The organism is Robertmurraya mangrovi (assembly GCF_034427655.1).
GTDB lineage: Bacteria > Bacillota > Bacilli > Bacillales > Cytobacillaceae > Robertmurraya_A > Robertmurraya_A mangrovi.
In genome coordinates, this window is the sequence record NZ_JAXOFX010000005.1 from 1 (window position 1) to 23,796 (window position 23,796).

A 23,796-nucleotide genomic window follows, 5' to 3' on the forward strand; every position below is an offset into this window, starting at 1 on the left:
CCGCCGCTAAGTTTCAAAAGCAAGCTTTTAAAACTTCGCTCGACTTGCATGTATTAGGCACGCCGCCAGCGTTCGTCCTGAGCCAGGATCAAACTCTCCAATAAAGAGTAAGATTTAGCTCTTAAAAAAATAAAAAAATTTAAACGTTGACGTATGATTTGTTCAGTTTTCAAAGAACAATTTATCCACCGCTCAAAAGCGACTTTATTAATTTACCACACCAGTAATTCAATGTCAATAACTTTCTCACTAATTTAATTTCAATTAGTAACAAGTAATTCCGGTGAGGACAAAAAATAATATACCATGATATATAAACAATTTCAATATACTTTCTTATTTTTTTAAAAAAACTAGTTTGTAGTCTATTACCTTCTATTAATTAATTCATATTGCAATTTTTTTATAAAGATGCTTTTGAAAGTAATAGTAATAGTAATAGAGTTAGCTTCATATAAGTGTATAGATATCTTTACAATTTGGAAAGGAAGGAATTAAATATGCTAGAATCTGTTGCACTCTATCTATCACTAGTCATGGCCATTTATTTATTTGCATTCTCTTTTTGGGAAGGTATAAAAATAGCTAATTCAGATGAAAAGGTATTTGGTGGTACTTTTATTATCTCCATTACGTCTGCTTTTATTTTCTCTGGGCTTACATACGCCTTTAATTAATATAAATTATTATAAAGCGAGTACTCTACAAAGAATACTCGCTTTGCTTAGTTATTTATAGGATTTTTTCTAAAACTTTGTTGCTTCTCATATATATAAATTTACCTATAATGTATACATGCTATATTGGGCTTAAAAGGTTATCAGATTTAGAAAAAGCCTTACCATCTAAATTTGTAGCACTCTTTAACTACTTAGGGGTAAAAATCGGCTTTTGGATTTTTACAAATAAGAACAATCATTACGAAAACAGCCTATTTAAAATAATCTTCCTTAAGGATAGCTGATATTGCTCCATCTAAAAAATTACCCTTTTCAAAAAATCTTTTTCTCAAAACTCCTTCAAAAATAAATCCGTTCTTCTCTAACACTTTCCGGGAAGCTATATTTTCCGGATCATAAAATGCCTCTACTCTATTTAACTCCATTTTATTAAATCCATAATCTAAAATTTTTGATATCACTTCTGACATAACACCCTTGTTCCAGTAATTAGGGTGTAACTCATAACCAATTTCTACTTTAGAGTGTTCTGGCTCAATACTATGAAAACCACAAGTTCCTATCAAATTATCAGTTTCCTTTAAGGCAATACCCCATCTTATTTGTTTCCCTTCTTCAAATCTAGTTAATAGGCGTTCAATCAAGTCGGTAGCTTGTTGTTCAGAAGTAAAAGTTGCTAAATCATAGTATTTAGTAACCTCATCTTTAGAAAAGTAATCAAACATGTTCGGTGCATCACTCATTTTTAATTTTCGCAAAATAAATCTATCTGTTTCAAGTTCAGGAAATTGTTCGAAAACGAAATCTAGATTCAACATTTATTTTACTCCCTCTCTCTTAATTGATTCCTCTAGCCTTTTATTTAGTAAGTGGAGATCATTCCATGAGTAGGCTATTTCTTTATGTACACCAGTACCAATTTTTATTTGTTCCTCCGCTATCATCTCAGGTTGGAAGCTTTCATAAAATCGCTTACTTGGATTTTCATTTAACACCCATACCATCAATGACTTAAGATTCAGCTTAAGTATTTGTTGTAAACCAGCATAAAATAGTTTTGAACCAACCTTCTGGCCTTTGTATCCATCTAACAAATAAATGGCATAAAGTTCAGCTTCAATGCCAAACTTCTTTGTTCTTTCCACACCGAAAGAAGCAAAACCTACAATTTCACCTGATTCATTTTTCGCTACATATGCGTATCCATTTTGTTCAGATTTAAGTGATTCCTTCCAAAGCTCATACCTAGATTCTTCTTTTAAGCTATCTAGAAACTCTTGATTAATTATTCCTCTATATGTCTCTCGCCAACTTTGAACATGAACGGATGCAATTCCTTTAGCATCTAGTTCAGTCGCTCTCTCTATTAACATCAAATCCCCCCTAAATTTTAATTTTCGATATTTCTCCCCGTTGTTTTGCTTTTCTTTCATCTAATAGGAAAAGTGAAACACCACCTATTACAACTAACCCTCCAACAATCTGTGTTAACAACACATGTTCGTCCAAAAGATAATAAGCTAAGATAGTAGCACCTACAGGTTCAAATAATATAGCCATAGAAATAGTAGAAGTGCTTAACCATTTAAGTGACCAATTAAACAATGTATGTCCAAGTAAGGTCGGAACAATAGCGAGAAGGATAAAGTAAACCCAGTCACTTGTGCCGTAACCAAGTAAAGGTTCCTTTGCTAATAAAACATAAATTAATAAAACAATGGTGCTAATCCCATAAACAACAAATGTATATGTAATAAGTGATAATCTTTGTCTAACGGTTTGACCAAACATTAAGTATGCAGTAACTAAAACACAGGCTAATAAGGCTAAAAAATCCCCAAACAATGCCATTCCGCTTATTCGGAAATCACCCCAACTTATAATAACGCTACCTATAACAGCAATAAAAGCACATGCAATAGCTTTAATAGAAAACTTTTCCTTAAAGAATAGGTATGTACCGATAAAAGCAAACAACGGTTGTAAGGTTACTAATACAGTTGAACTAGCGACAGATGTGTAATTTAAAGATTCAAACCATAGAATAAAATGAAAGGCCAGGAACACACCAGCGAGTATACAAAAAGCCCAGTCTCTCTTCGTAATAAGTTTTAACTCATGAACATACTTTATTAGGAACACTGGTAACATAAATAGAACCGAAAAAAACAAGCGGTAAAAAGCAATTACTCCTGATGGTGCTGTTGAAAACTTCACTAAAATAGCCGAAGCAGAAACAGAAATAACACCAATTGCCAAAACAAAATATGGATTAATCTTCTGCCCTTCCATTAAAAACCCCTTTTTCTGTATGAAATGATGTATACAATATTTTACAACGTTCAGAAGATAGATACTATTGTTTTTATTTTTAATGTTACTCTCACCTGACTGGAGGGATGAACATGGGTGCAATCGACATGGATATTCTAATGAAATTAGGAGTTTCAGCAATCCTTGGCCTTGTAATTGGTTTGGAGAGAGAATTAAAAAGAAAACCTGTTGGCTTAAAAACCAGTCTTGTTATATCAATTGTAAGTTGTCTTTTAACCATCGTTTCAATTGAATCTGCTTATCTCTTTCCAGGTGATGAGGATGTGAACATCACCATGGATCCTTTGCGTTTAGCCGCACAGATTGTATCTGGAATTGGTTTCTTAGGAGCTGGAGTTATACTTAGAAGAGGGAATGATAGCATTTCGGGTCTAACGACTGCAGCATTAATTTGGGGAGCAGCAGGAATCGGAATTGCGGTTGGTGCTGGCTTTTATATTGAGGCTATTACAGGAGTTATTTTATTAATTATAAGCGTTGAAATTATTCCCATAATTGTAAGTCTTATTGGACCAAGACAGTTAAGAGAGAAGGAAATTCGACTTCAACTAAAAATAAAAAATAAAAAGGACATCTCTGAAGTTATGCACGCTCTTAAGAAAGAGAAAATAATCATTAGAAATATTCGAATTAAAGATTTAGAAGATGGCGAGCATTTTGTGCAACTTTTAATCACTGTTAATTATAAGCGTAAAACAACAGACGTTTATTATAGTGCTTCAAGCATCGAAGGAGTTTACTCAGTAGAAATCGAGAGCTTGGATTAGGGAATTTTGTCGCAAAAAAAACTCCACAAGTTTGAAAATTCACTTGCAGAATGCTGCAAGTGAATTTATAATTTTCCTTACACGGGGCATTAGCTCAGCTGGGAGAGCGCTACGCTGGCAGCGTAGAGGTCAGGGGTTCGAGCCCCCTATGCTCCATATTAAATAAAAGGTCTCAAGCTCTTTTATAAGCAAACGCCCTCATTTAATGAGGGCGTTTGCTTATTTATTTTACCTTAAATAATAATGCAGAGTGTTGAAGATCATCTGCTAGTTGTGAAAGATTTTGCGTTGCTGATGTGATTTCGGTTAATGATGCATTATGTTGTTCTGCAGAAGCTGCAATATTTTGGGAGTGGTTAGAGCTTTCCTCTGCAGCATGTAAAATAGAATTCATTGATTCAACTAAATGCATTGTATTCTCATTATTAACGGTGATTACATTAGAAATATCATTCATTTGAACTGCCACAGTTTCAACTGAGGCTAGTATCTTTGAAAATGCATCTTCCGCTGTAGAAATGAGGGCTGTTCCTTCTGTCAATGAAGTGCTAGTTGAATTCATTGATTTGACAGCCTGATTTGTATCTACTTGTATTTCTTTGATTAACTGATTAATTTGTTCTGCTGCGGTTACTGTTTGTTCAGCAAGCTTTCTTACTTCATCCGCTACAATGGCAAACCCTTTCCCATGCACTCCAGCTCTTGCAGCCTCGATTGCAGCGTTTAAGGCTAATAAGTTTGTTTGGCTTGAAATATCTGTAATGATTGATACAATTTGGCCAACCTGAGAAGATTTCTCTCCTAATTTATTAATGATGTCTGCTGTCTCGTATGCTTGTTTATCAATATACCCCATTTGTTCAATTGTTCTTGAGACAATTTTATGTCCCTCTTCTGCTGATTTTGATGAAGAAACAGCAGCTGAAGTAGCAGATTCAACTCCTCCAGATAATTGTTTCATTTGATTAGTAAAGTGTGACAGGTGTTGATTCGCCAATTGGATACTTTCTACTTGTTGATCAATTCCTGAAGAAACTGTTTGAATCGAACTTGTAACTTCATCTGTTGCCCTTGAAAACTGTTCACTTGATGCAGCAATTTCTTCGGAAGTGGAAGCAACTAATAATGAGCTATTTGTAACCTTTTCTATTATCTCTCGTAAACCCTTAATCATTTCATTAAAATTGTGCGTTAATAGTCCTATTTCGTCTTTCGAATTGTACTCGCCAGAAACACGCAAATCACCTTTTTGTGCTAATGACATTAATGATTGAATCATGCTTATCGGTTTTTTAATACTTCTAGCTACTACAAATCCAATGAGCGAGCAAATAATAATGGCTGAAATACCAATAATTATTGTTAATAAAACCATTTGGTTAAACTTTTTTTGGTTTCCATCATTGGCAATTTTAGCATCTTCCTGATTTAATTGAACAATGGAAGATAATGCATTGACCATCTCTGAACGTATTGGTTTTAAATCAGAGGCATATAAGTTATAGGCTTCCTGACTTCTATTAACAGCTGCTAATTCATCAACCTTTGCTTTTGTTTCATTACTCATCCCAGCTAGCTCTTTATACTTTTTAAACTGCTCACTAACGGAAGGTGACATAGAGATTCCTTCAAGCTGTGGCCAAACTTCTTTATTAACAGATACAATGGCAAGAAATTCATTTTGTAACTCTTCCTGACGAGATGCATCCGTTGTTAATATTTGCTCCAAAATGATAGAATCAATTTTCGTATTATTCGTTAAAATCGTATTAAACATTTGGTTTATTACAAGCTTATCATTATAAATTGAGCTAGCACTTTTATTAATTGAGTTAAGTGCTACATAGTTAATTACACTGATTCCACCTAGAAACAGAATAGAAACAACTATTAGTGTAAAAATTTTAGTGGATACTTTCAAATTTCTAAACATAAATATTATCTCCCCCCCAGATTTGTTTGTTCTATATGTACCTTTGTGTCTCTCCTCAACAAAAATATTTTCCAATTTCGACAATAATCGTAATTATTTTCCAAAGGAATAAAGTAGATTCTAGCAAATAGGGGAACCGCTTTCAATACACGAAAAGGGACGATAGACCTAGAAAAAATAATATTCTAACAGATTAGTATTTTAATATCCTTTTTCAAGAATAAAACCTAACTATCCTATTAAAACTATTCTTTTTTTCGTTTTTTTAATATATCAATTTTTTTTTGCACAAATTTGAAGTTTTTCTTATAATTCTTCACTCTTTATCGATGCTAGTGATAATATTTCATCCAGAAGTAAGAGTTTTCCTCAACATTCAAGCCCATACCATGGAATGCTTTTTTCCAATTCGTTTACCATCGCAGACTCTTAATTTGTTGCTGTTATTTGTTCAGACTAGGCAGTAGACTTCTCAGAATTGGCTGAGACCTCTTGATTTTAATCCGATACTAAAAAGGCAGCTTCCCCTTTCTTTTACCTACCAATTTAAACATACTAGAAGGTTTTCCCTCCCATATAATTAGAAACCAATCATCTTCCTTTAGGACAAGCATAATATGTAAAGAATCTGTTTTTCTGAAAGGATGCATCTCCCATGACACAGTTCAATTCAAAGTTAACCGCCTCAACTTATGCAACGATGTCAATTAGTTTTTGGGGAGTCTCATTTGTATCCACAAAAGCTGTGTTAGGAAAAATTGATCCGTATACATTACTCGTCCTTCGATTTGGGATAGGAGCTTTATTCTTATTATTGCTATTACTTTTAATGCGTTATCGACTATCCATTTCCCTAAAACATGTCCCCCACTTAATTACATTAGGTATTCTTGGAGTTTTTGTTCATCAAGTGCTTCAGGCAACCGCTTTGTTAACAATTGAAGCTTCTTCAGCTGGCTGGCTCATTTCACTTTCACCCATTTTTACGGTTATTCTGTCCATGTTGTTTTTACACGAAAAAATGAGTGTTTCTAGAGCTGTTGGAATGTTACTTGCCATTATAGGTGTTCTCCTTATTACAACAACTAGAAGTGGGCAGTCTATTGACTTTACTCTAAATCTAGGCTTTTTTCTCATGATTTTAAGTACATTAAACTGGGCTGTTTACTCGATTCTTTTAAAACATCTAAAAATACCTTACCCAGCCCTTGTAGTTACTTTTTATATGAGTTTAATTGGTTTTATGTTAACCACACCTTTTATCATTAGAAACAAAGGTTGGGAATCCTTAACGTTATTAACTCAATCAGAATGGGCCCATTTAATTTTTCTTGGAGTGTTCGTATCTGGCATTGCCTATTGGTATTGGGGAAAGGCACATGAAGTATTGGAAGCTTCAAAGGTTTCTATGTTTCTTTATTTAGAACCGATATCCACTCTTATTGCCGCCATAGCACTCCTACACGAGAAAGTATTTTTTAGCAGTATTGCGGGTGGGATCATTATTATTATGGGAGTGATTACAGTTAATGGTCAGTTTATGCCTCTACTAATAAGATTGGTTTTTAGAAGAACCTAGTAATCTCTTTAAAATACAACTATATATAACAGAAGTTAATGATCAGATGTTTCAGCAAGTTGTTCGATTAAGACAACTGATTGAGGAATGTATTGAACAAGAGGTGGTCCCTACTCATGAAAAATATTATGAAGCCTTAAAAGGAGAGCAATAACCATCTGTACCACGAAATATATTGTGTTACAATCACTCCCTTTTACAAATTGTTGGTAAAAATCTACAACTAACATGCTATAATAGCTTTATCTATTTACCGGAAGTGAAGACGAATTGGACACACTAAATATAAATAACATCGTTAATACGAAAGTTACTGTTAAGGAAGCCATTGAGCTGATACCCTTTCCTACTCTATTAGGTAAAGACGGGTTCTTTGTCCATGCAAATCAACTTGCTCTTACTTTATTTGAAGCGGATGACTTATATCAAATTGTAGGAAAGTTTGCATTTGATTTTGCCTATAGTGATGAGGATGTACAACAGATCATAAATGATTTTGAAGTAGCCAAGCATCGTAAAGATCGTTTTTCTACTAAAAGAATTCTTACTGTAAAAAAAAATGTGAAGTTAGTAGAATCCACTTTAATACCTGTCCAAATGGATGGTATAGACTATGAATATATAATTGTAAAAAGTTATACAGAAGCTTCTGTTATTAAAGAACAATATTCGATGCAACAAAAACATTACCAAACATTAATAGATAACTCGATTGATACAGTGGCTCTACTGACTGATTTTACTTTTAAATATATAAATAAGGCTGGTTTAGAACTCCTAGGGGCTCAATGTGAAAGTGAAATAATAGGAAAGTCCATTTTAGATTTCATGCACCCGAAATACCATTTGGATGTAATTACAAGAGGGCAGAAGATAATACATAATCAAGAGGTTGATCTTGCTAAAGAGAGAGTCATGGTACGAATAGATGGTGAACCGATTTATGTTGAAACAGTAGTTATGCCGTTCTCTTTGGAAAACAGACCGTCCTTACAAGTAATTATTCGTAACGTAACGGAGCAAAAGAGAAGTCTTAAGCGAACCATTCAGACAGAAAAGTTGCTGACTGCAGGACAGCTTTCAGCCGGAATTGCACATGAGATTAGAAATCCGCTCACGGCTATAAAAGGATTTCTACAGTTTTTTGAAGGAAGCTTTCCACCATCACAATTACCGTTCTTAAAAATTGTAAACGATGAAATTGATAAAATTGAAAGAATAACCGGGGAAATGCTATCACTATCCAAGCCGCAAGCGATTATATATAGTAAGCATAATCCTATTTCTCTTATACATGAGGTTATAACCCTGCTAGAATCACAAGCTAACTTAAAAAATGTTGAATTACTATTAAATTATGATTGTAAAAATATTTTACTGAATTGTGATAGATCAAGAATTAAACAAGTATTTATTAACTTGATTAAGAATGCGATAGATTCTATTGACCAAAGAGGGGGAACAGTTACCCTAAATGTCCGTTGTCACGATGAACAATATGTCTTTATTGACATTTCCGATAACGGGTGTGGGATTCCCTCTGAACTATTAGAAAAAATCAACGAACCTTTTTACACAACAAAGGGTACAGGAACCGGTTTAGGCCTAACCATATGTAATAATATAGTTAAGGAACACTTTGGAGAGATATCTATCCAATCTAAAGTAAATGAAGGAACTACTTTTACTGTAAAGTTACCAGTTGATGAATTCGAACCTGAAGCATAGGTTTAGCAGAAGTAAAGAAGTAGAGCGTTTCTCGCTCTACTTTTTTTCTACCCGTAATTAGATTATTTATCCTTGGCCAAATTGACATCGGAAATCACTTCCAATACAATCAAAACTAAGAAGGTTTGTATAGCAACTATTAGCAGGTGATTGAATTGAAACTATCTCTTAACGACTATATTAGCATCTTTATTCACCAGACAGATTTGCTCCTTACTAACTATGTTAAAAACCAACTCGCACCTTTCAACATTGCTCCTGAACAGAATCTTATTATGATGGTTTTATGGGAGAAAGACGGTTTAACACAAAATGAAGTAGGACAAAAAGTTGACAAGGATAAGACCAACATAGCACGTATGGCTACCAGCCTTGAACAAAAGGGATTTATTAAAAGAAGTACTTGTCCCTATGATCGTCGGTCCCAGAGGCTTTACCTTACAGAAGAAGGACGAAAATTAGGAGAAACAGTAATTCCGATTGCTGAAGAGTTCAATAACATGGTTTGTAAAGGAATTTCAAATGAAGAGCTTATTGAGGTCAAGAGAATTTTATCTATAATGAGAAAGAACGTGCAGTAATGTATGTTCTCTCCGTTAGTTGCTACAACAACCTCTCATATTCTAGAAAAATACTATATCGGGGGAATCATTCATGTATGAAATTATTATTATAGGTGCTGGCCCAGCTGGAGCTAGTGCTGCACTTTTTGCGGCAAAAGCTGGTAAAAAAACATTAGTGATTGATAGTGACAAGGGAATGACGAAAAGAGCTTGGATTGAAAATCACTATGGAGTTAAAGAAATTACAGGCCCAGAACTAATCGAATTAGGAAAAGAACAAGCAACGAAATTTGGTGCCGAAATTATTCAAGGTGAAGTAACAAACATCTCTCAAACAGACCAAGGTTTTCAAGTTGAAGCGGAAACAGGAGTAGTAGAAGCAAAACATATCATTCTAGCAACTGGATTAGGTGTTGAGCTAGCGGAGAAGCTAGGTGTTCAAACAAAACCAGGTACGGAACCTCGTATTAAAACCATCATTGATGTTGATCCAAATGGAAAAACGAATGTAAATGGTTTATGGGCAGCTGGAACAGTAGCTGGAGTAAGTGTTCATACCATTATTACAGCAGGTCACGGGGCTACAGTTGCTATTAATGTAATCAGCGAATTAAACGGCGAGCGTTACGTTGATCACGATATATTAAAAGGATAATTAGTAATTAGAAAACTAGACTAGTAGAAATAACATGCACCTCCTTGCATGTTATTTTTATATTATATGCGGATACTAAGTTGATTGGAGTGGAGGGCGACGACTCCTGCGGGATGTAGTGTGAGCATTGAGACCCCGCAAGGAGCATGGCGACTGAGGAGGCTCAATTCACACCCCGCGGAAAGCGTTCGCCCGGAACGGAAATCAACGGTTATTTAGACATAACCTTCTAATTTGTAGAAGCAAACCATTCAGCCGTTTTACAGATTCCAAGTTCAATTAGTTGCTATAACAACTAGCTGTTTGTATAATGATTTTTGAGTTCAATTTAGATGAACGACACTTTTTTTATCAGATAGTTGCTATAGCAACATTATAAAATCATAACAACTTGGAGGATTAATCATGTCAAACGTATTGTTTATCAAAGCTAATTCTAGACCAAAAGAACAAGCAGTAAGCGTAAAGCTTTACCATGCTTTCTTAGATAGTTATAAAGAGTCACACCCTGAAGACATCATTACAGAACTTGATTTATTTAAGGAAAATTTACCTTATTACGATACCGATATGATCAATGGTATGTTTAAACTGGCAAAAGGATTTGATTTAACTAATTCAGAAAAAAATGCTACAGCGATCGTTAATAAATATTTAGATCAATTCCTTAACGCTGACAAAGTAGTATTTGCTTTTCCACTTTGGAACTTTACTATTCCAGCTGTATTGCATACGTATTTAGATTATTTAGCTCAAGCAGGCAAAACTTTCAAATATACACCAGAAGGCCCAGTTGGATTACTTCCTAACAAAAAGGTTGCCTTACTAAATGCAAGAGGTGGGGTATATTCCGAAGGTCCAGCACAATCAGTGGAAATGTCTGTTCACTATGTAACAACAATGTTAAACTTCTGGGGAGTTCAGGACATTACAACATTAGTGATTGAAGGTCATAATCAATACCCAGATCGAGCGGAAGAAATTATTGATGAAGGCTTAATAAAAGCGGCCACTCTTGCTAACCAATTCTAAGAATTTAAGGGCTTGCACCACATAGGTTCAAGCCCTTAACAATAGTTTTAGGATCACACCGTTACTTTATCATAAAAAGGTTCCAAATCAACTCGGACCTTGTCACCTTTTCTTAGTATTTCAAGTACTACTTGTGCTTCGTAGCCTACTGTAAAATCATAGATTTCTGCTTTTTCTCCTTTTATTGCCTTGATAACATGTGACAATATCCAAGGATAAGCAAAAGGTTCTTCTAACTCTACCTCTTCGATTGGAAAACCATTCTTCCCTGCCTTCACACCTTTAAAATCAAATACGACCGTTCCCTCTGAACCAAGGGCAGTTAGAGACACATTTTCATTGGCCGCTTCTGTTGTTCCATTTACTAAAACAGTTAGACCGTTAGCTAAAGTCATTGTCGCTTTTACTTTATTCTCTGATTCGTTTGGGGCAGGATAATGAACTTCACTTTGAATACTAGCAATTTTACCAAAAACTCGTTGGATTGCTTGTATAAAATGAATTCCTTGTTCAAGTAAAAATCCTCCATCGCGGGTTGATATCCAGTCATTCTGTTGATATTCCGGTGGCCAGCTACTATACTGCATATTCAAATTTACTTGCTTGATGTCCCCTATGTATCCGTCAGTAATCATTTTATGAAACTTATTCAGTGTAGGAAGATAATTTTGACCAAAATGTAAAGCATGGACCACGTTTGCTTGTTTAGCAAGGTCCTTCATTTCTTTGGCATCGTTAATGGAATTTGCTAATGGCTTTTCACACAAAACATGGATCCCTTTTTCAATAACTAGGCTTGTAATTTCCCCATGAGTAGAAGGAGGAGTAGCAATATAAACTAAATCTAGTGAGACGCTGTCTAACATTTTTTGATAAGATTCATACCAGTGAGGTATTTGATACTCATTCGCTATACTTTTTGCTCTTTCAAGATTGATATCACAAATCGCTACAACCTCAATCTCTTCCTTTGTATGAAAAAAAGAAATTGGATTAAGTATCCTCGCACCGAAACCGCCTAAACCGATAATCCCCATCTTAATAGGTGTACTCATTTGATCCACTCCTAAGTTTAAAACTAACGTTTGTTCATATATTATCACATGAATATTGCTCTCTCAATACTATTGCCAAAAATTTATGTAAAAAATAGGTTATTATTTTACAAGTTATGCATAGTTAAAATAATAGAAGTTTTGTCGAAAACTGTAGAATTCTTAAAATTCTGTAATATAATAGTACTATACCAAAAGATTACATCAGGAGAATATACCTAAATGAAGAAGTTTATATTTATAAGTCTGTTCGTTCTACTTATTCTGAATATTCCATATATGAATGGAGCAGCTGCAAATGACTCTATCATTCTCTTAAGCGATAACCTCTCACATGGTTTAACTAACGATATATATTATTTAGAAGATAAAAATCACGAATTTTCTATTCAGGATGTATCTGAGAAAGATGGAGAATTTCAACCCCTTACTACTAATTCCCCTAATTTCGGATATACTTCTTCAGCCTATTGGCTTCGCTTTACAATGAAAAATCAGTCCTCCATTTCTAACTGGATGCTTGAGGTTGGATCTCCACCATTAGATTATCTCTCATTGTACCTACCGAAAAAAGAAGGCACATTTAGCGAGATTCATTATGGAGACCTCTATCCTTTTTCAAAACGTGAGGTTAACTATAGGAATTTTATATTTAACTTGGAAATAAAGCCAGGTGAACAGCAAACCTACTATTTAAGAGTTGAAACCGAGGGTGCTATGAGCTTCCCTATTTCTATCCATACGGAGAAATCTATTTTGTCCAAAAGCCTAATACATACGGCCATACATTTTCTCTACTATGGGCTAGTCCTTATTATGTCCATCTATAATTTCTTCTTGTTTGTCTTTTTAAGAAACAAGAGTTACTTGTACTATGCATTGTTTTCACTATCATTTATGTTTATTCCAATGTCTAATTTAGGAGATGCTTATCAATGGCTCTGGCCTGATTCTCCGTGGTGGAATAATCGCTCTATTGTTTTCTTTATGTGTCTCTCTATTATTCTCTCTTGCGTATTTGTAATGAGATTTCTAGATACAAAAGAGTACTTACCAAAGTTTCATCTACTATTAAAAATATTTAGTTGCTTACAGTTAATTACAATCTTTATTTTATTATTTATCAGTTACCCTATTGCGCTTAAGGTTGTTGTTTTCACTTCCATCCTACATGCTCCATTATTTCTATTCCTTGGCATAAGGGCCTATTATAAAAAGCATATTCTTGCAAAATACTTTTTACTGGCGTGGGTTTTATTTTTAATAGGAAATACCATTTCGACATTAAGTGATGCGGGCATGATTAAAGAGATGTTTTTCACAAAGTATGCTGTGTTTATTGGTTCTTCTAGTGAATTATTGTTATTTTCCATTGGATTAGCTGCCCAAGTAGATCGAATTAGGAAACAAAAAGAGAAATTAGATTTCGAAGCTGTAGAAACACAAAAAGAAGTAGTCTTTACGATGGGAGAAGTAATTGAAGCACGTTCAAAAGAAACGTCTAATCATGTTAAAAGAGTTGCAGAGTACTCAAAAATTATTGCTCAAGGCTATGGGTTAGCAGAACGGGAATGTGAGTACTTGAAGATGGCTTCCCCTATGCATGATATCGGAAAAATTGGGATACCAGATGCGATTTTGAACAAGCCGGGGAAATTAACTTCGGAAGAGTTTGAATTAATTAAGACTCATACTACTATTGGTTACGGAATGTTAAAACATTCCTCAAGGGATATTTTTAAGATAGCTGCTGTTATTGCACATCAGCATCATGAAAAATTTGATGGGACAGGATATCCTCAAGGATTAAAAGGAAAACAAATAGACATTCATGCTAGAATAACCGCCCTTGCTGATGTTTTTGATGCATTAGGAAGTGACCGAGTTTATAAGAAGGCTTGGGAACTTGATCAAATTTTGAATTTAATCAATGAAGAAAGAGGGAAGCATTTTGATCCCAAATTAGTCGATGTTTTCTTTGAGAATATTGAAAGTTTACTAAGTATAAAAGAAAAGTTTCCTGATTAAACTTTTCTTTTATACTTTTTTCATTAGAGAATAACTATTAAATCGCTTTTTCAACCTGTGAATTATTTAGATAAATCTCTTGTTTATTCTTAGATAAATATATTTTATAAGATAGGTAGAAAAATAAAATACTTAATAAACAAATACTCGAAAGAACCAAATACATAACCCTTCCTCCGAACATATCTAAAATATATCCTCCTAGTATCGGAGAAAGAAACATTCCTAATAATCCGAAGTTTTGCGCTCCAAAGTAAGCACCTTTCATTTTTTCTGGTGATATTTGATCAATAATTACGTTATACATAGGGCCTACCAATGTTTCAGCAAGACTTAATATGCAAATAGCTGTCACTAGTATCACTACATTAAATGAGAGACTAAAGCCTAATAAACCTGCTGCTGCTAAAAGAACCCCCACTACGAGCGCAAAAATAGGGCTCTTCCCTTCTGACCATTTCGACATTGGGAGCTGGAAAACGATAATAACTACAGCATTAATAACGAGTAACAAGCCAAAAATCTCAGTTCCATTATCAAACGTACTAGTCACAAATTGGGATAATAATATTGGAAACTGCGCCCAAGCTATAGCCATAATAATGCTTCCGATTACAAACAAGAATAATGCTTTGTCTCGACTCATCATTTGAAGTGATTGCTTCATGCTCGATTTTTCTGTCTCCTGCTGTACATCTGTTTTAGTAATGACAAAAAATTGAAGCGCTATTCCCATAGCAATGGCATACACCATATATATTGAACCAGTCACAATAAACGGAGTTGCAGAGGCAGCAAGCCCAAACAGTACACCAATTACTGGTCCGATAGCCCAACCTATATTAAACGCTAAATTTTGTAATGAAAAAACCTTTACCCTCTGTTCTTGTGTAGATAAATCTGCTATCAATGCTCTAGATACTGTTCCAAAAATCGAGGAAGCAATCCCTCCTAAAAATATAAACATTACAATAAAAATGGTACTACTAGAAAAGGCATATCCAAAAAATACGGCACTGGACAAGCATAAAGATAAAATCAGTAATGATTTCCTCCCTATTAAATCGGACAACATCCCTCCGATAAATCCTCCAAATGCACCTGCTAATGGCCCTACCCCTATTACAGCTCCAATTACAGCTGCACTTAAATCTGTGTTTTTAGCCAAATATATAGCTAGAAACGGGCTACTCATTGAAATTCCAATAATCATAAAAACAGTCCCAGCTAAAAGTGTATTTACAATAGGATGGAACTGACGTAGTGAAACGATCATGTCTCTCATTTTATTTACTCCTAATTATGTAATTTAAAAATCTAATATAACAATGTCTAATATTTGTTAAACAGTTATTTAACATCTTATATTATTAAATAATAATTAATAAAATAAATTTGTCAATATATTTTTAACTTAATATTAATCTGAACAATAAAAAGAGGGGTCATAATAATTTTTTTATATGACTTCTAATTTTTATAATAATGGCAAAATTGTTTATTTCTGTTAAAAATTAATACTTTTGTCCTGGTAAATGTGGTAATGTTATTTAAAAGGTAATGCTTTTTACCTATATGTTGCTACTACTTTTAAATGTGTTGAGTTTTTCAAATTATATTTTTAGCCTATGGAGGAACTGATTTTGAAAAGCATTAAGTCAAAAGTTATGTTAGCTGTTACTTTATGTTCAATTGTTTCTGTTTTATTAGTAGGTTTGACAAGCATTTTTATTAGTAAAAATATGTTAGAGGAGTATTCTTATAAACACGCCGAATACTTAGTTAAAAGTGAAGCAAAAGAGTTAGATAATACGATTGGAAAAATTGAAACTTCTGTAGATGGACTAGCTTACTCAGTGGTTTCCATGCTGGATGATGTCGAGGCATTTAAGAAAGATTCAAAGTATGTAGAGGCATTTCAAGAAAAAGTTAGACCGATGGCAGAAGGCATAGCAAATAATACTGATGGATCGATGGCTTTTTACATTCGCTTTAATCCTGAATTCACTGAGCCAACATCAGGAATTTTTCATGCTGATACAAATGGAGATGCTGTCATTGAACAACTAGTTCCAACTGACTTTAGCCAATATGATCCTACTGACTTAGCACATGTCGGTTGGTATTATATCCCTGTAAATGCAGGGAAACCAGTTTGGCTTGACCCCTATCGTAACGAAAATATTGGAATTGATATGATTAGTTATGTTGTTCCAATCTTTAAAGATGGAGTTTCAATTGGTATTGTCGGTATGGACATTAACTTTGAACTCTTTACAAATACAATTAATAAAATTAAGCCATACAAGAGTAGTTATGGTGCTTTACTGAATAGTAATGAAAACTTTTTAATACATCCTTCGTATAAACAAACAGATAGTCTAAAGGAAATTAATCAATCCCTTTCAAAGGAAATTAACTCAAAAGATTTTGGAGTATCAAATATTTCCCTTGATAAGGCAGAATCAATGATTTCTTATGGTAAACTTTCAAACGGACAAACATTGTTAATCTCCTCCGCAAAGAAGGATATTTATAAAGATATTGATTATATGACACAAGTGTTAGTCATTGTTTTAGCTGGTGTTATTATACTAGCTATCCTTATAGCTATATTTATGGCCAGAACCATTTCTAAACCTTTAATCTCGTTAGTATCAGATATGAGGAAAGTAAAAGATGGAGATTTAACCGTTAGGACAAAAGTAAAGAGCAAAGATGAAATCGGTAGAATTGGTGATAACTTCAATGAAATGGTTAATGAACTAGGGAATCTTACTCGCAGCATTCATTTGATGTCATCCAATATTAAATCCTCCTCTATTTCTCTCAATGCTGTTTCTGAAGAGGTTACAGCTTCGGCGGAAGAGGTCACAGCCTCTGTTGAGGAAATAGCAGAAGGGAACAAGATTCAATCCATCTCTACTGAGAAATGCTCTGACATCGCATCGGAATTACTAAATCAATTTAACCAACTAAACACTAATTCTAGTACGGTATTAGGATTAATCAATAACATACATTCAGAGAACGAAACAAGCCAAAAACTAATAAACGGACTCGAAGAAAAAAATAGATCGAATCAACAGGCAACTGAAAACATTGAAAACATGATTGAAGAGCTGAACAGAAATGCTCAAAGCATAAATCAAATAGTAGAAACAATCAGTGCCATAGCCGAGCAAACTAATCTACTAGCTTTAAATGCATCTATTGAATCTGCAAGAGCTGGTGAATTTGGAAAAGGCTTTGGAGTCGTAGCAGAGGAAATTAGAAAACTTGCCGATCAATCTAGAAAAGCGACAGACGATATTAAAAAGATTATCTCTACCGTTCAAGAGGACTCTCTCCACACTGTTCATGCTATGGGGGAAGTGAAAGAAATAACATCTGAACAATCCCAAGCGGTTTTAGAGGTAAGTGAGGCATTTAACAAAATTTCTCATTCTATTAACGACATTACACATAAAGTAAATACTAACAGTGAATATATTACAACCTTAAACAATCAAACAGCTGAACTTGTAACGGAGATAGAAGGCATTTCAGCAATCTCCGAAGAAAGTGCTGCCTCTTCTAAACAGGTTGCTGTCACTATGCAGGAGCAATCCAATGGCTTTGAAACAATTGTCGAAGCGGTTGAAGACTTAAATCAGCTTGTTAGTGATTTAGATGATTTAGTTAAGAAATTTAAATTACAGTAATTCCCATGAGCAAGAGTGCCAGAATAATCTAGCACTCTTTTTTCATTACCACTTTTCATCAATATTTTTTGCATAAAAAGATAGCGCCCTTTTGTATGTGTTAATCCATTTGTCAGAAGAAGATTCAATAATGGTTTCAAGTAAATTCTCAACTGACTCTTTATATTCACCAATATTGTACAGAGTCATCGATAAAAACACCTTCAATGCATGATTATTAGGAAACTCTTTTAAACCTTCCTTAAAAATCACAAGTGCATGATCATATTCACCAATACATCGCAAACTACTCCCAAGTTGGACAAATGCTTTTTCCTTAAGCTCACCTTCCATGCCATTTTCTAAAGCCTTTTGGTAAAAGGGGATTGCTTCTCTTTCAAGCCCAAGTCCATCATGAGCTTCTGCACAGTAAAAATTAATTAAGTAGTCTTCTGAATTTTCCACTATTAAATCTAATAGCAATTCTTTTGCCTCTTTATAGTTGTTTTCCTCCATTAGTTTAACAGCACTATCTATCATCAAAATCACCTCAACTATGGGTTCTTCTCAAATATATATTATAAATAATATATCATCGTGGAATTGAATATGCTTCTAAGCCGCTCTCCTTTAAGAAAATCCCTAAGCTAGTGGTACTTTATTCTTTCACCATTGATAGTAAAATGTTTTCAAGCTCCTCTTGAGATAATAGGTCAGAAATAATAACAATTTTATAGCCTTGGTTTGTGTTCGTTAAACGCATCCCTTTTACTTTACTTCCATCAGAGTACTCATAATCTATCGTAAAATTCTCCAGTGTATAAGAATCTTTATGATCAAATACTCGTCTTTCTAGTTCATCTTCTTCCTTATTGGATAAAGAACTTTGGAAAATTCTGTATCCAAACTCACCATGCTCGTAATGTAATTCAATGGTCGGGTCCTGATTAATATTTTTCTCATTTGTTTTAGCAAGTTCATTTACTAATACATATCCTTCTGGTACAAAGCTCGGTTTTTGCATTGGATAAGTAACCATTTTCTGAGCTTCTTCAAATGTTTTTGTAGTTAATTGAGATAATCTTGAACGGAAAACTTCTATCTTTTTGCTAATGTTCTCGAACCTATTTTGTTCATCCTTGCTTAATAGCTCAGGATTTTGAATATCCTGCCCATTCTCTTTTACAGTCATCTTTTTAACTAATTGTGCAGCTTCATTATGTAAAGAAGCATATTGACTAAACTCATTTTCTGTCAAATGTTCTTTTGCTAGCTCTAAATGTTGTTCATAATTACCTATATCGTCAACACTTGCCTGAGGATAACTTTCTTGAATTTCATTTCTAGAGCCAAAGATTTTATTAATTAATGTCTCTGTTGCATCGACTCCTCCCACTGCCCATGTTCCACTAAACACAACAACTGCTGCCGCTGCACTTATCACTATTTTTTTCATCGGTAACCTCTTAGAATGCTTGTTTTTTTCCTCCATCCATGCCTGATTAACACCTAACTCAACCCTAGAATGAAGCTCTTTTGGAATTTCTATATTTTCGACTTCCTCTTTAAGATTAATTTTCACAAATATCATCCTCCTTTAAGTGAGTTCGAAGTTTGCCTAAAGCACGATATAGAATCGATTTGACTGTACCTAATGGAATATCTACTATGTTTGAGATTTCAATAAATGTGTGATCATAATAGTATTTTAATAGAACGATGCTTTTTTCATTTTCCGATAATTTTTCCATAACATCCTTTAAAGTAATCGAGAGGTTCATGTCCTCTTCAAGCGAAACAGACTCTATTAATTCTGGTACTAGTTGAACAACTTTCTTTTCTTTTCTAATTAAATCAAGCGCAGCATTAATGGTAATTTTTAATAACCATGTTTTAAAATACTCAGGTTGTTTTAGAGCCCCAATTTTACTAAATGACCGATAGGCGGTTTCTTGAACGACATCAAGAGCATCATCCTTATTTCTTACATATACATAGGCCATACGATAGATATCCTCTTCGTATTGTTGTAAAAGGGTTATGAAAGCTTTCTTATCTCCCTTTTGTGCCTTCTTTACTAAATGATTAATGATTATTGCCTCCTTTTTTTGTGTTTTATATCTATTAGACGCACGTGCTCTAAATTTAGCTGAAAATTTATAAAGAAATTTTTAAATATAAAAAAGAGCGAACCATAAAAGATTCACTCGTCCACTTTGCTTATGTTAATTAGCAAGCCATTTATCAAAGAAATTTTTATATCCTTCCTTCATTACCTTACTAGAGAATTTTCCAAATGCATATTCTCTGTTTTCCGTTGAGACCTTTTGATTAGAGCCCACTGCCATGTTTACAAGCTCAAACCAATTTTTTTCATTACCAGCAAAAGAATGCTTCGAGCTTATATGGTCATAGCATGGATGTTCTGGCTTTACGACGATTTTTCCCATCGCAAGTGCTTCCGTAAGCGGCATAGCAAACGTATCAAACTTTGAACTGCTCCAGTAAACTTTAGCTGAATTCATCAAAGAAAATACCTCATCCTGTGTTAGAGCAAATTGCAGTTTTACATTATTGGGAATATCGTATTTCTTCATGCTCTCTTTATAGCGCACTCCACCAAAAACCATATACACTTCTTTGTCTGGATTTTGTCTCGCGTACTCTAGAACTAGATCAGGGCGCCTATTTTCTTCATCTCTTCCTATCCAAAGAATTCGATTATCAACAATTTGAGATGGATTGTAATGCTTCTCTGCCAACTGTTCACTAAAACCAATCGGAATGACGGTTACATCTTCAATCCCAAAATTCGTGTTCATTTCTCTCTTTAGGAAATCTGTTTGAACAATGGCTTTATCAACTATTTGATAGAAAGGTTTCATCATTTCGTATCCCGTTAATGCAAGGTCAGGAAAGCTATGAGGGAATAGGACACTATTTTTAAGAAACATTTTTAAATACGTAAACCCGGAGACTGTGTAAATAACATGGTCAATGTTTTGGGAGTAAATTTGATCGAGAACAATATCATAATTTACTAGGTCTCCCTTTTCATGCTCATACCCTGGTACCCAATCGTATCCACTTACATGGCGCTCAGGTGAAATAAACACAATATCTACACCAAATTCTTTACTAATTTCTTTTAATCGGTCCGCAAATACTCTCGGACCTTGTGCTTCTGTGAATTGTATCTTTCTCATAACTAGTCCGACTTTTTTCATGACTTACCACCTAACAATATTTTTTCAATTGCTCCACACACTGTTCGAAACTTGAGGTAGTTTCTGCAAGCTGATTTTTCAATTGATCTTTCGGCCACTTTTCATCGTTTCTATTCAAATCTCCCTGTATAAGAGAAATCATCCAAATGGAAAAAACAGCTGCAAATACATAATATTCCTTTTTAAAAGCATCCTTATCTTGTGTAAATTCTATAATATTAACCTTATTTAAGTATTCATCTAAAACATGCTCTCTTAATTTTTGGGAAACCTCTTTAGGAAACAACGGATGAGACATATCTAACAAGTGGTACAAATCCCAAAATGGTATATTATAATGAGCATGTTCCCAATCTAAAACCACTAATCTATCCTGAACTATACAGTAGTTTCCTAAATGCAAATCACCATGTGAGAAAACCATTTTCTTAGAGAACTCAAAATGCTCGAGGAACGAGTAAACAAAGTCTAGAAACAATGCATGTTCTGGTAAGCTTTTCAACACTTCCGTTCTTTTTACCTTTAAATCAGCCACTATATCCTCTATAAAAGGTTTTGGCCCCTTTGAGTCTTTTTCTTTTATAGAAATATTAGAATTAGAATGCCAGTCCGCTATAAATTTAGACATTTTAGTGGCAATCTCTCCATTAAATTGATGCTGAAGATGGCCTAAATCTTCAAAGATAATCCAGTTACTATTAAGAACATTGCTTATGGACTTTTCAAAAACCCGAGGATAAATGGGTGGCAGAGATGGAAGAACTTCATCGTAAATCCATATTTCTTTGCCTAACTGGCTGTTATTTGTTAGTGGTTTAAATATAAAGCTTTGAGAATTAGAGACATAAAATCTCTCTACATTTCTACCGTTCGTTCCTTTATATACGATTTCACTTTTCTCTATCTTACTATAGTCAAGATAACCGCTGGGTAATACGATATCTTTTAGTAAATCCATATTAATCACTCATCTATGTGAAATTTTTATTCAGCTCAATGTTTCTAATCTAAACCAAAATTATATCATATTTTGGGATGAATTTTTTTATTTGCTTGTGGAACAGGATAAAATGTAAAAAAGGCATGTTGCTGGGAACATGCCTTTTACTAAGATTATAGAGTTTACATTGGTGGTTGGATTGGATGAGTTCCACCAGTGTTAATTTCAACATCTGAAAACTGCTGAGTGCTTCCAAAGGATCCTACCAAAACAAATCCTAATACCACGATGGAATAAAGTACTTTTTTCATATTTTTCCTCCTTAAATTAATTTATTCATATAATACAATGCTTCTTTATCCATTCCCAGTTGCTTATAGTGCTTAGAAAGAAGTTTATAGTATATAACAAGGGTATCCTTATGTTCATTCTTGCCTTCTAAAAATGGAATAACCGTTGTTATTAAATACTCAATAGATTCCTCATTTTCTTCTATAGACATAAGATTATATTTTGCTAGAATTTCATACTTCTTCATTCCAATTTCTTTTGCTATTCTTAATGATTCTTCAAAAGAATCTCTTGCTTTTTCATATTCTTGAAGAGAGTAGTATACTTCTCCAATGTCATATAATGTAATTAAGTAATGTGTATTGATATTCGACTGCATCGAAAGACTTTTCTGAAAAAAATGTAAGGACTCTCTTTCTTTACCCATCTTACTATAAAGAAAACCTAAATTATGATAAATTTGTGGAAGTAATCCTTTTTCATTCAAGAGCTCCGCATTTCTCACTAGATGTTGAAAACAACTTAGGGCTTCTTCATAGATTCCAGATTCAGTATAATTGATTCCCAACAACATAAGAGTATGTAGGATCCTGATAAAATTATGTTCATTCATATAAAACTGAAGTGCCATTTTACCAAAATGAATCGCATGACCTGATTCACCCATTAAACTTTTCACAAGTGCACGGTAGTAGATAATTTCACCGGAAGCAATATCGTTGTTAATTTGCAATAAGATAGAATCAAGCAGTTTATCCGCTTTTAAATGATTCCCCTTCAACATATACAATACAGCATTATAATATTGGAATAAATAGGTTTCACGTTGGGAAAATAACTTCTTTTGTTTATATAATAGATCCCTTTGCTCATCTGCCTCTTGAACCTTTCCACTAAACAAAAGATATCTAAATTTAGTTAGTTCATAAGGATATAGAAAAGCTGTAAAGGGTATGATTCCCTCGTACTCTTTTAACTCAAGCATAATCTGCTCTACTTCTTGCCTTTGATAAAAGTTAATCATCTGGTTTAACTGATGAAGATGTGTCCTGATTAACTCTTCCTTTTCTGTTACTTCCTTTATATCAATGTCTAGCCTATTTAGTAATAAAACAATCGTTTCTTCATTTGCGTCCTTTGTGTTATTCTCAATTTTACTTAGATGGGAAATTGAACATATGCCCTCGGCTAATTCTCTTTGTGTAATCCCTCTTTGATTTCGATAAAATTTAATTAAAGGACCATAATCCAACGTTCTCCCCCCAAATAACTAGTAATTGAGACTTTATATTGATTATATA

Annotated in this window: 22 protein-coding genes, 1 tRNA gene and 1 rRNA gene; 10 read left to right on the forward strand and 14 right to left on the reverse strand. The window is 33.9% G+C overall.

Translation table 11 applies throughout. The annotated features are described in order from the left end of the window. Positions 1-104 (reverse strand): 16S ribosomal RNA (locus SM124_RS09560); the annotation flags it as partial. Between the two features lie 396 nt (positions 105-500). On the opposite strand from SM124_RS09560, the gene SM124_RS09565 reads away from it, so the two are divergent. Then, positions 501-677: a hypothetical protein gene (locus SM124_RS09565; RefSeq protein ID WP_322446301.1), complete on the forward strand. Its 177-nt coding sequence runs from the start codon at positions 501-503 to the stop codon at positions 675-677. Positions 678-931: 254 nt separating this feature from the next. Here the strand turns inward: SM124_RS09565 and SM124_RS09570 are convergent, their stop codons facing one another. From SM124_RS09570 to SM124_RS09580, 3 genes are read right to left on the reverse strand one after another with little or no spacing between them, the layout of a single operon-like run. Beyond that, a complete protein-coding gene (locus tag SM124_RS09570) occupies positions 932-1,498 on the reverse strand; it encodes a GNAT family N-acetyltransferase (RefSeq protein WP_322446302.1) in 567 nt (188 codons plus the stop codon). Then, a complete protein-coding gene (locus SM124_RS09575) occupies positions 1,499-2,053 on the reverse strand; it encodes a GNAT family N-acetyltransferase (protein ID WP_322446303.1) in 555 nt (184 codons plus the stop codon). Positions 2,054-2,063: 10 nt separating this feature from the next. Then, entirely contained in the window at positions 2,064-2,972 is a 909-nt protein-coding gene (locus tag SM124_RS09580) for a DMT family transporter (protein WP_322446304.1), read from the reverse strand. A 122-nt stretch (positions 2,973-3,094) separates the two neighbouring features. Here SM124_RS09580 and SM124_RS09585 point away from each other — a divergent pair, with 122 nt between their 5' ends. Both SM124_RS09585 and SM124_RS09590 read left to right on the forward strand, forming a co-directional pair. Next, positions 3,095-3,781: an MgtC/SapB family protein gene (locus SM124_RS09585; RefSeq protein ID WP_407691396.1), complete on the forward strand. Its 687-nt coding sequence runs from the start codon at positions 3,095-3,097 to the stop codon at positions 3,779-3,781. An 83-nt stretch (positions 3,782-3,864) separates the two neighbouring features. Then, a tRNA-Ala gene (locus SM124_RS09590) sits at positions 3,865-3,937 on the forward strand. Positions 3,938-4,004: 67 nt separating this feature from the next. On the opposite strand, the gene SM124_RS09595 is transcribed toward SM124_RS09590, so the two are convergent. Further along, positions 4,005-5,714 (reverse strand): methyl-accepting chemotaxis protein, encoded by a 1,710-nt coding sequence (locus SM124_RS09595; RefSeq protein WP_322446306.1) that lies wholly within the window; start codon positions 5,712-5,714, stop codon positions 4,005-4,007. 655 nt (positions 5,715-6,369) lie between these two features. Between SM124_RS09595 and SM124_RS09600 the strand changes: the two genes are divergently transcribed. The 5 genes from SM124_RS09600 (at position 6,370) to SM124_RS09620 (ending at position 11,271) form a co-directional block, all read left to right on the forward strand. Continuing rightward, positions 6,370-7,293, forward strand: a complete 924-nt coding sequence (locus SM124_RS09600; RefSeq protein ID WP_322446307.1) for a DMT family transporter — start codon at positions 6,370-6,372, stop codon at positions 7,291-7,293. Positions 7,294-7,563: 270 nt separating this feature from the next. Beyond that, positions 7,564-9,021, forward strand: a complete 1,458-nt coding sequence (locus SM124_RS09605) for an ATP-binding protein (protein WP_322446308.1) — start codon at positions 7,564-7,566, stop codon at positions 9,019-9,021. Positions 9,022-9,167: 146 nt separating this feature from the next. Further along, a complete protein-coding gene (locus SM124_RS09610) occupies positions 9,168-9,602 on the forward strand; it encodes a MarR family winged helix-turn-helix transcriptional regulator (RefSeq protein ID WP_322446309.1) in 435 nt (144 codons plus the stop codon). Positions 9,603-9,675: 73 nt separating this feature from the next. Further along, on the forward strand, positions 9,676-10,239 hold the full coding sequence (locus SM124_RS09615) for an FAD-dependent oxidoreductase (protein WP_322446310.1): 564 nt from the start codon (positions 9,676-9,678) through the stop codon (positions 10,237-10,239). A gap of 405 nt (positions 10,240-10,644) precedes the next feature. Continuing rightward, the gene (locus SM124_RS09620; RefSeq protein WP_322446311.1) at positions 10,645-11,271 is read left to right on the forward strand and encodes an FMN-dependent NADH-azoreductase; all 627 of its coding nucleotides are present in this window, start codon (positions 10,645-10,647) and stop codon (positions 11,269-11,271) included. 53 nt (positions 11,272-11,324) lie between these two features. Here SM124_RS09620 and SM124_RS09625 read toward each other — a convergent pair whose 3' ends face one another. Further along, the gene (locus SM124_RS09625; RefSeq protein WP_322446312.1) at positions 11,325-12,326 is read right to left on the reverse strand and encodes a Gfo/Idh/MocA family protein; all 1,002 of its coding nucleotides are present in this window, start codon (positions 12,324-12,326) and stop codon (positions 11,325-11,327) included. Positions 12,327-12,548: 222 nt separating this feature from the next. Between SM124_RS09625 and SM124_RS09630 the strand changes: the two genes are divergently transcribed. Beyond that, complete coding sequence (locus SM124_RS09630; protein WP_322446313.1) at positions 12,549-14,354, forward strand: 7TM diverse intracellular signaling domain-containing protein; 1,806 nt, start codon at positions 12,549-12,551, stop codon at positions 14,352-14,354. A 37-nt stretch (positions 14,355-14,391) separates the two neighbouring features. Here the strand turns inward: SM124_RS09630 and SM124_RS09635 are convergent, their stop codons facing one another. Beyond that, on the reverse strand, positions 14,392-15,639 hold the full coding sequence (locus tag SM124_RS09635) for an MFS transporter (protein ID WP_322446314.1): 1,248 nt from the start codon (positions 15,637-15,639) through the stop codon (positions 14,392-14,394). Positions 15,640-15,997: 358 nt separating this feature from the next. Here SM124_RS09635 and SM124_RS09640 point away from each other — a divergent pair, with 358 nt between their 5' ends. Continuing rightward, positions 15,998-18,058, forward strand: a complete 2,061-nt coding sequence (locus SM124_RS09640) for a methyl-accepting chemotaxis protein (protein WP_322446315.1) — start codon at positions 15,998-16,000, stop codon at positions 18,056-18,058. Between the two features lie 45 nt (positions 18,059-18,103). On the opposite strand, the gene SM124_RS09645 is transcribed toward SM124_RS09640, so the two are convergent. The 7 genes from SM124_RS09645 to SM124_RS09675 all read right to left on the reverse strand — a co-directional run bounded on the left by SM124_RS09645 (position 18,104) and on the right by SM124_RS09675 (position 23,747). Next, complete coding sequence (locus SM124_RS09645) at positions 18,104-18,577, reverse strand: tetratricopeptide repeat protein (protein WP_322446316.1); 474 nt, start codon at positions 18,575-18,577, stop codon at positions 18,104-18,106. 118 nt (positions 18,578-18,695) lie between these two features. Further along, positions 18,696-19,619 carry a hypothetical protein gene (locus tag SM124_RS09650; RefSeq protein ID WP_322446317.1) on the reverse strand — a complete coding sequence of 308 codons (924 nt, stop codon included), beginning with the start codon at positions 19,617-19,619 and terminating at the stop codon, positions 18,696-18,698. Then, positions 19,609-20,127 (reverse strand): sigma-70 family RNA polymerase sigma factor, encoded by a 519-nt coding sequence (locus SM124_RS09655; RefSeq protein WP_322446521.1) that lies wholly within the window; start codon positions 20,125-20,127, stop codon positions 19,609-19,611. Before SM124_RS09655 ends, SM124_RS09650 begins: the two co-directional genes overlap by 11 nt. Before the next feature lie 135 nt (positions 20,128-20,262). Beyond that, entirely contained in the window at positions 20,263-21,264 is a 1,002-nt protein-coding gene (locus SM124_RS09660) for a glycosyltransferase (protein WP_322446318.1), read from the reverse strand. A 10-nt stretch (positions 21,265-21,274) separates the two neighbouring features. Continuing rightward, positions 21,275-22,222, reverse strand: coding sequence for a phosphotransferase family protein (locus SM124_RS09665; protein ID WP_322446319.1), 948 nt, complete (start codon positions 22,220-22,222; stop codon positions 21,275-21,277). Positions 22,223-22,386: 164 nt separating this feature from the next. Then, positions 22,387-22,515, reverse strand: a complete 129-nt coding sequence (locus tag SM124_RS09670) for a hypothetical protein (protein ID WP_322446320.1) — start codon at positions 22,513-22,515, stop codon at positions 22,387-22,389. Positions 22,516-22,526: 11 nt separating this feature from the next. Then, a complete protein-coding gene (locus tag SM124_RS09675; protein WP_322446321.1) occupies positions 22,527-23,747 on the reverse strand; it encodes a tetratricopeptide repeat protein in 1,221 nt (406 codons plus the stop codon). Positions 23,748-23,796: the final 49 nt, after the last annotated feature.

Coding starts and splice junctions, on each gene's coding strand:
- SM124_RS09565 (WP_322446301.1), top strand. CDS start 501: ATGCTAGAATCTGTTGCACTCTATCTATCACTAGTCATGGCCATTTAT.
- SM124_RS09570 (WP_322446302.1), bottom strand. CDS start 1,498: ATGTTGAATCTAGATTTCGTTTTCGAACAATTTCCTGAACTTGAAACA.
- SM124_RS09575 (WP_322446303.1), bottom strand. CDS start 2,053: ATGTTAATAGAGAGAGCGACTGAACTAGATGCTAAAGGAATTGCATCC.
- SM124_RS09580 (WP_322446304.1), bottom strand. CDS start 2,972: ATGGAAGGGCAGAAGATTAATCCATATTTTGTTTTGGCAATTGGTGTT.
- SM124_RS09595 (WP_322446306.1), bottom strand. CDS start 5,714: ATGTTTAGAAATTTGAAAGTATCCACTAAAATTTTTACACTAATAGTT.
- SM124_RS09600 (WP_322446307.1), top strand. CDS start 6,370: ATGACACAGTTCAATTCAAAGTTAACCGCCTCAACTTATGCAACGATG.
- SM124_RS09615 (WP_322446310.1), top strand. CDS start 9,676: ATGTATGAAATTATTATTATAGGTGCTGGCCCAGCTGGAGCTAGTGCT.
- SM124_RS09620 (WP_322446311.1), top strand. CDS start 10,645: ATGTCAAACGTATTGTTTATCAAAGCTAATTCTAGACCAAAAGAACAA.
- SM124_RS09625 (WP_322446312.1), bottom strand. CDS start 12,326: ATGAGTACACCTATTAAGATGGGGATTATCGGTTTAGGCGGTTTCGGT.
- SM124_RS09630 (WP_322446313.1), top strand. CDS start 12,549: ATGAAGAAGTTTATATTTATAAGTCTGTTCGTTCTACTTATTCTGAAT.
- SM124_RS09635 (WP_322446314.1), bottom strand. CDS start 15,639: ATGAGAGACATGATCGTTTCACTACGTCAGTTCCATCCTATTGTAAAT.
- SM124_RS09645 (WP_322446316.1), bottom strand. CDS start 18,577: ATGATAGATAGTGCTGTTAAACTAATGGAGGAAAACAACTATAAAGAG.
- SM124_RS09660 (WP_322446318.1), bottom strand. CDS start 21,264: ATGAAAAAAGTCGGACTAGTTATGAGAAAGATACAATTCACAGAAGCA.
- SM124_RS09665 (WP_322446319.1), bottom strand. CDS start 22,222: ATGGATTTACTAAAAGATATCGTATTACCCAGCGGTTATCTTGACTAT.
- SM124_RS09670 (WP_322446320.1), bottom strand. CDS start 22,515: ATGAAAAAAGTACTTTATTCCATCGTGGTATTAGGATTTGTTTTGGTA.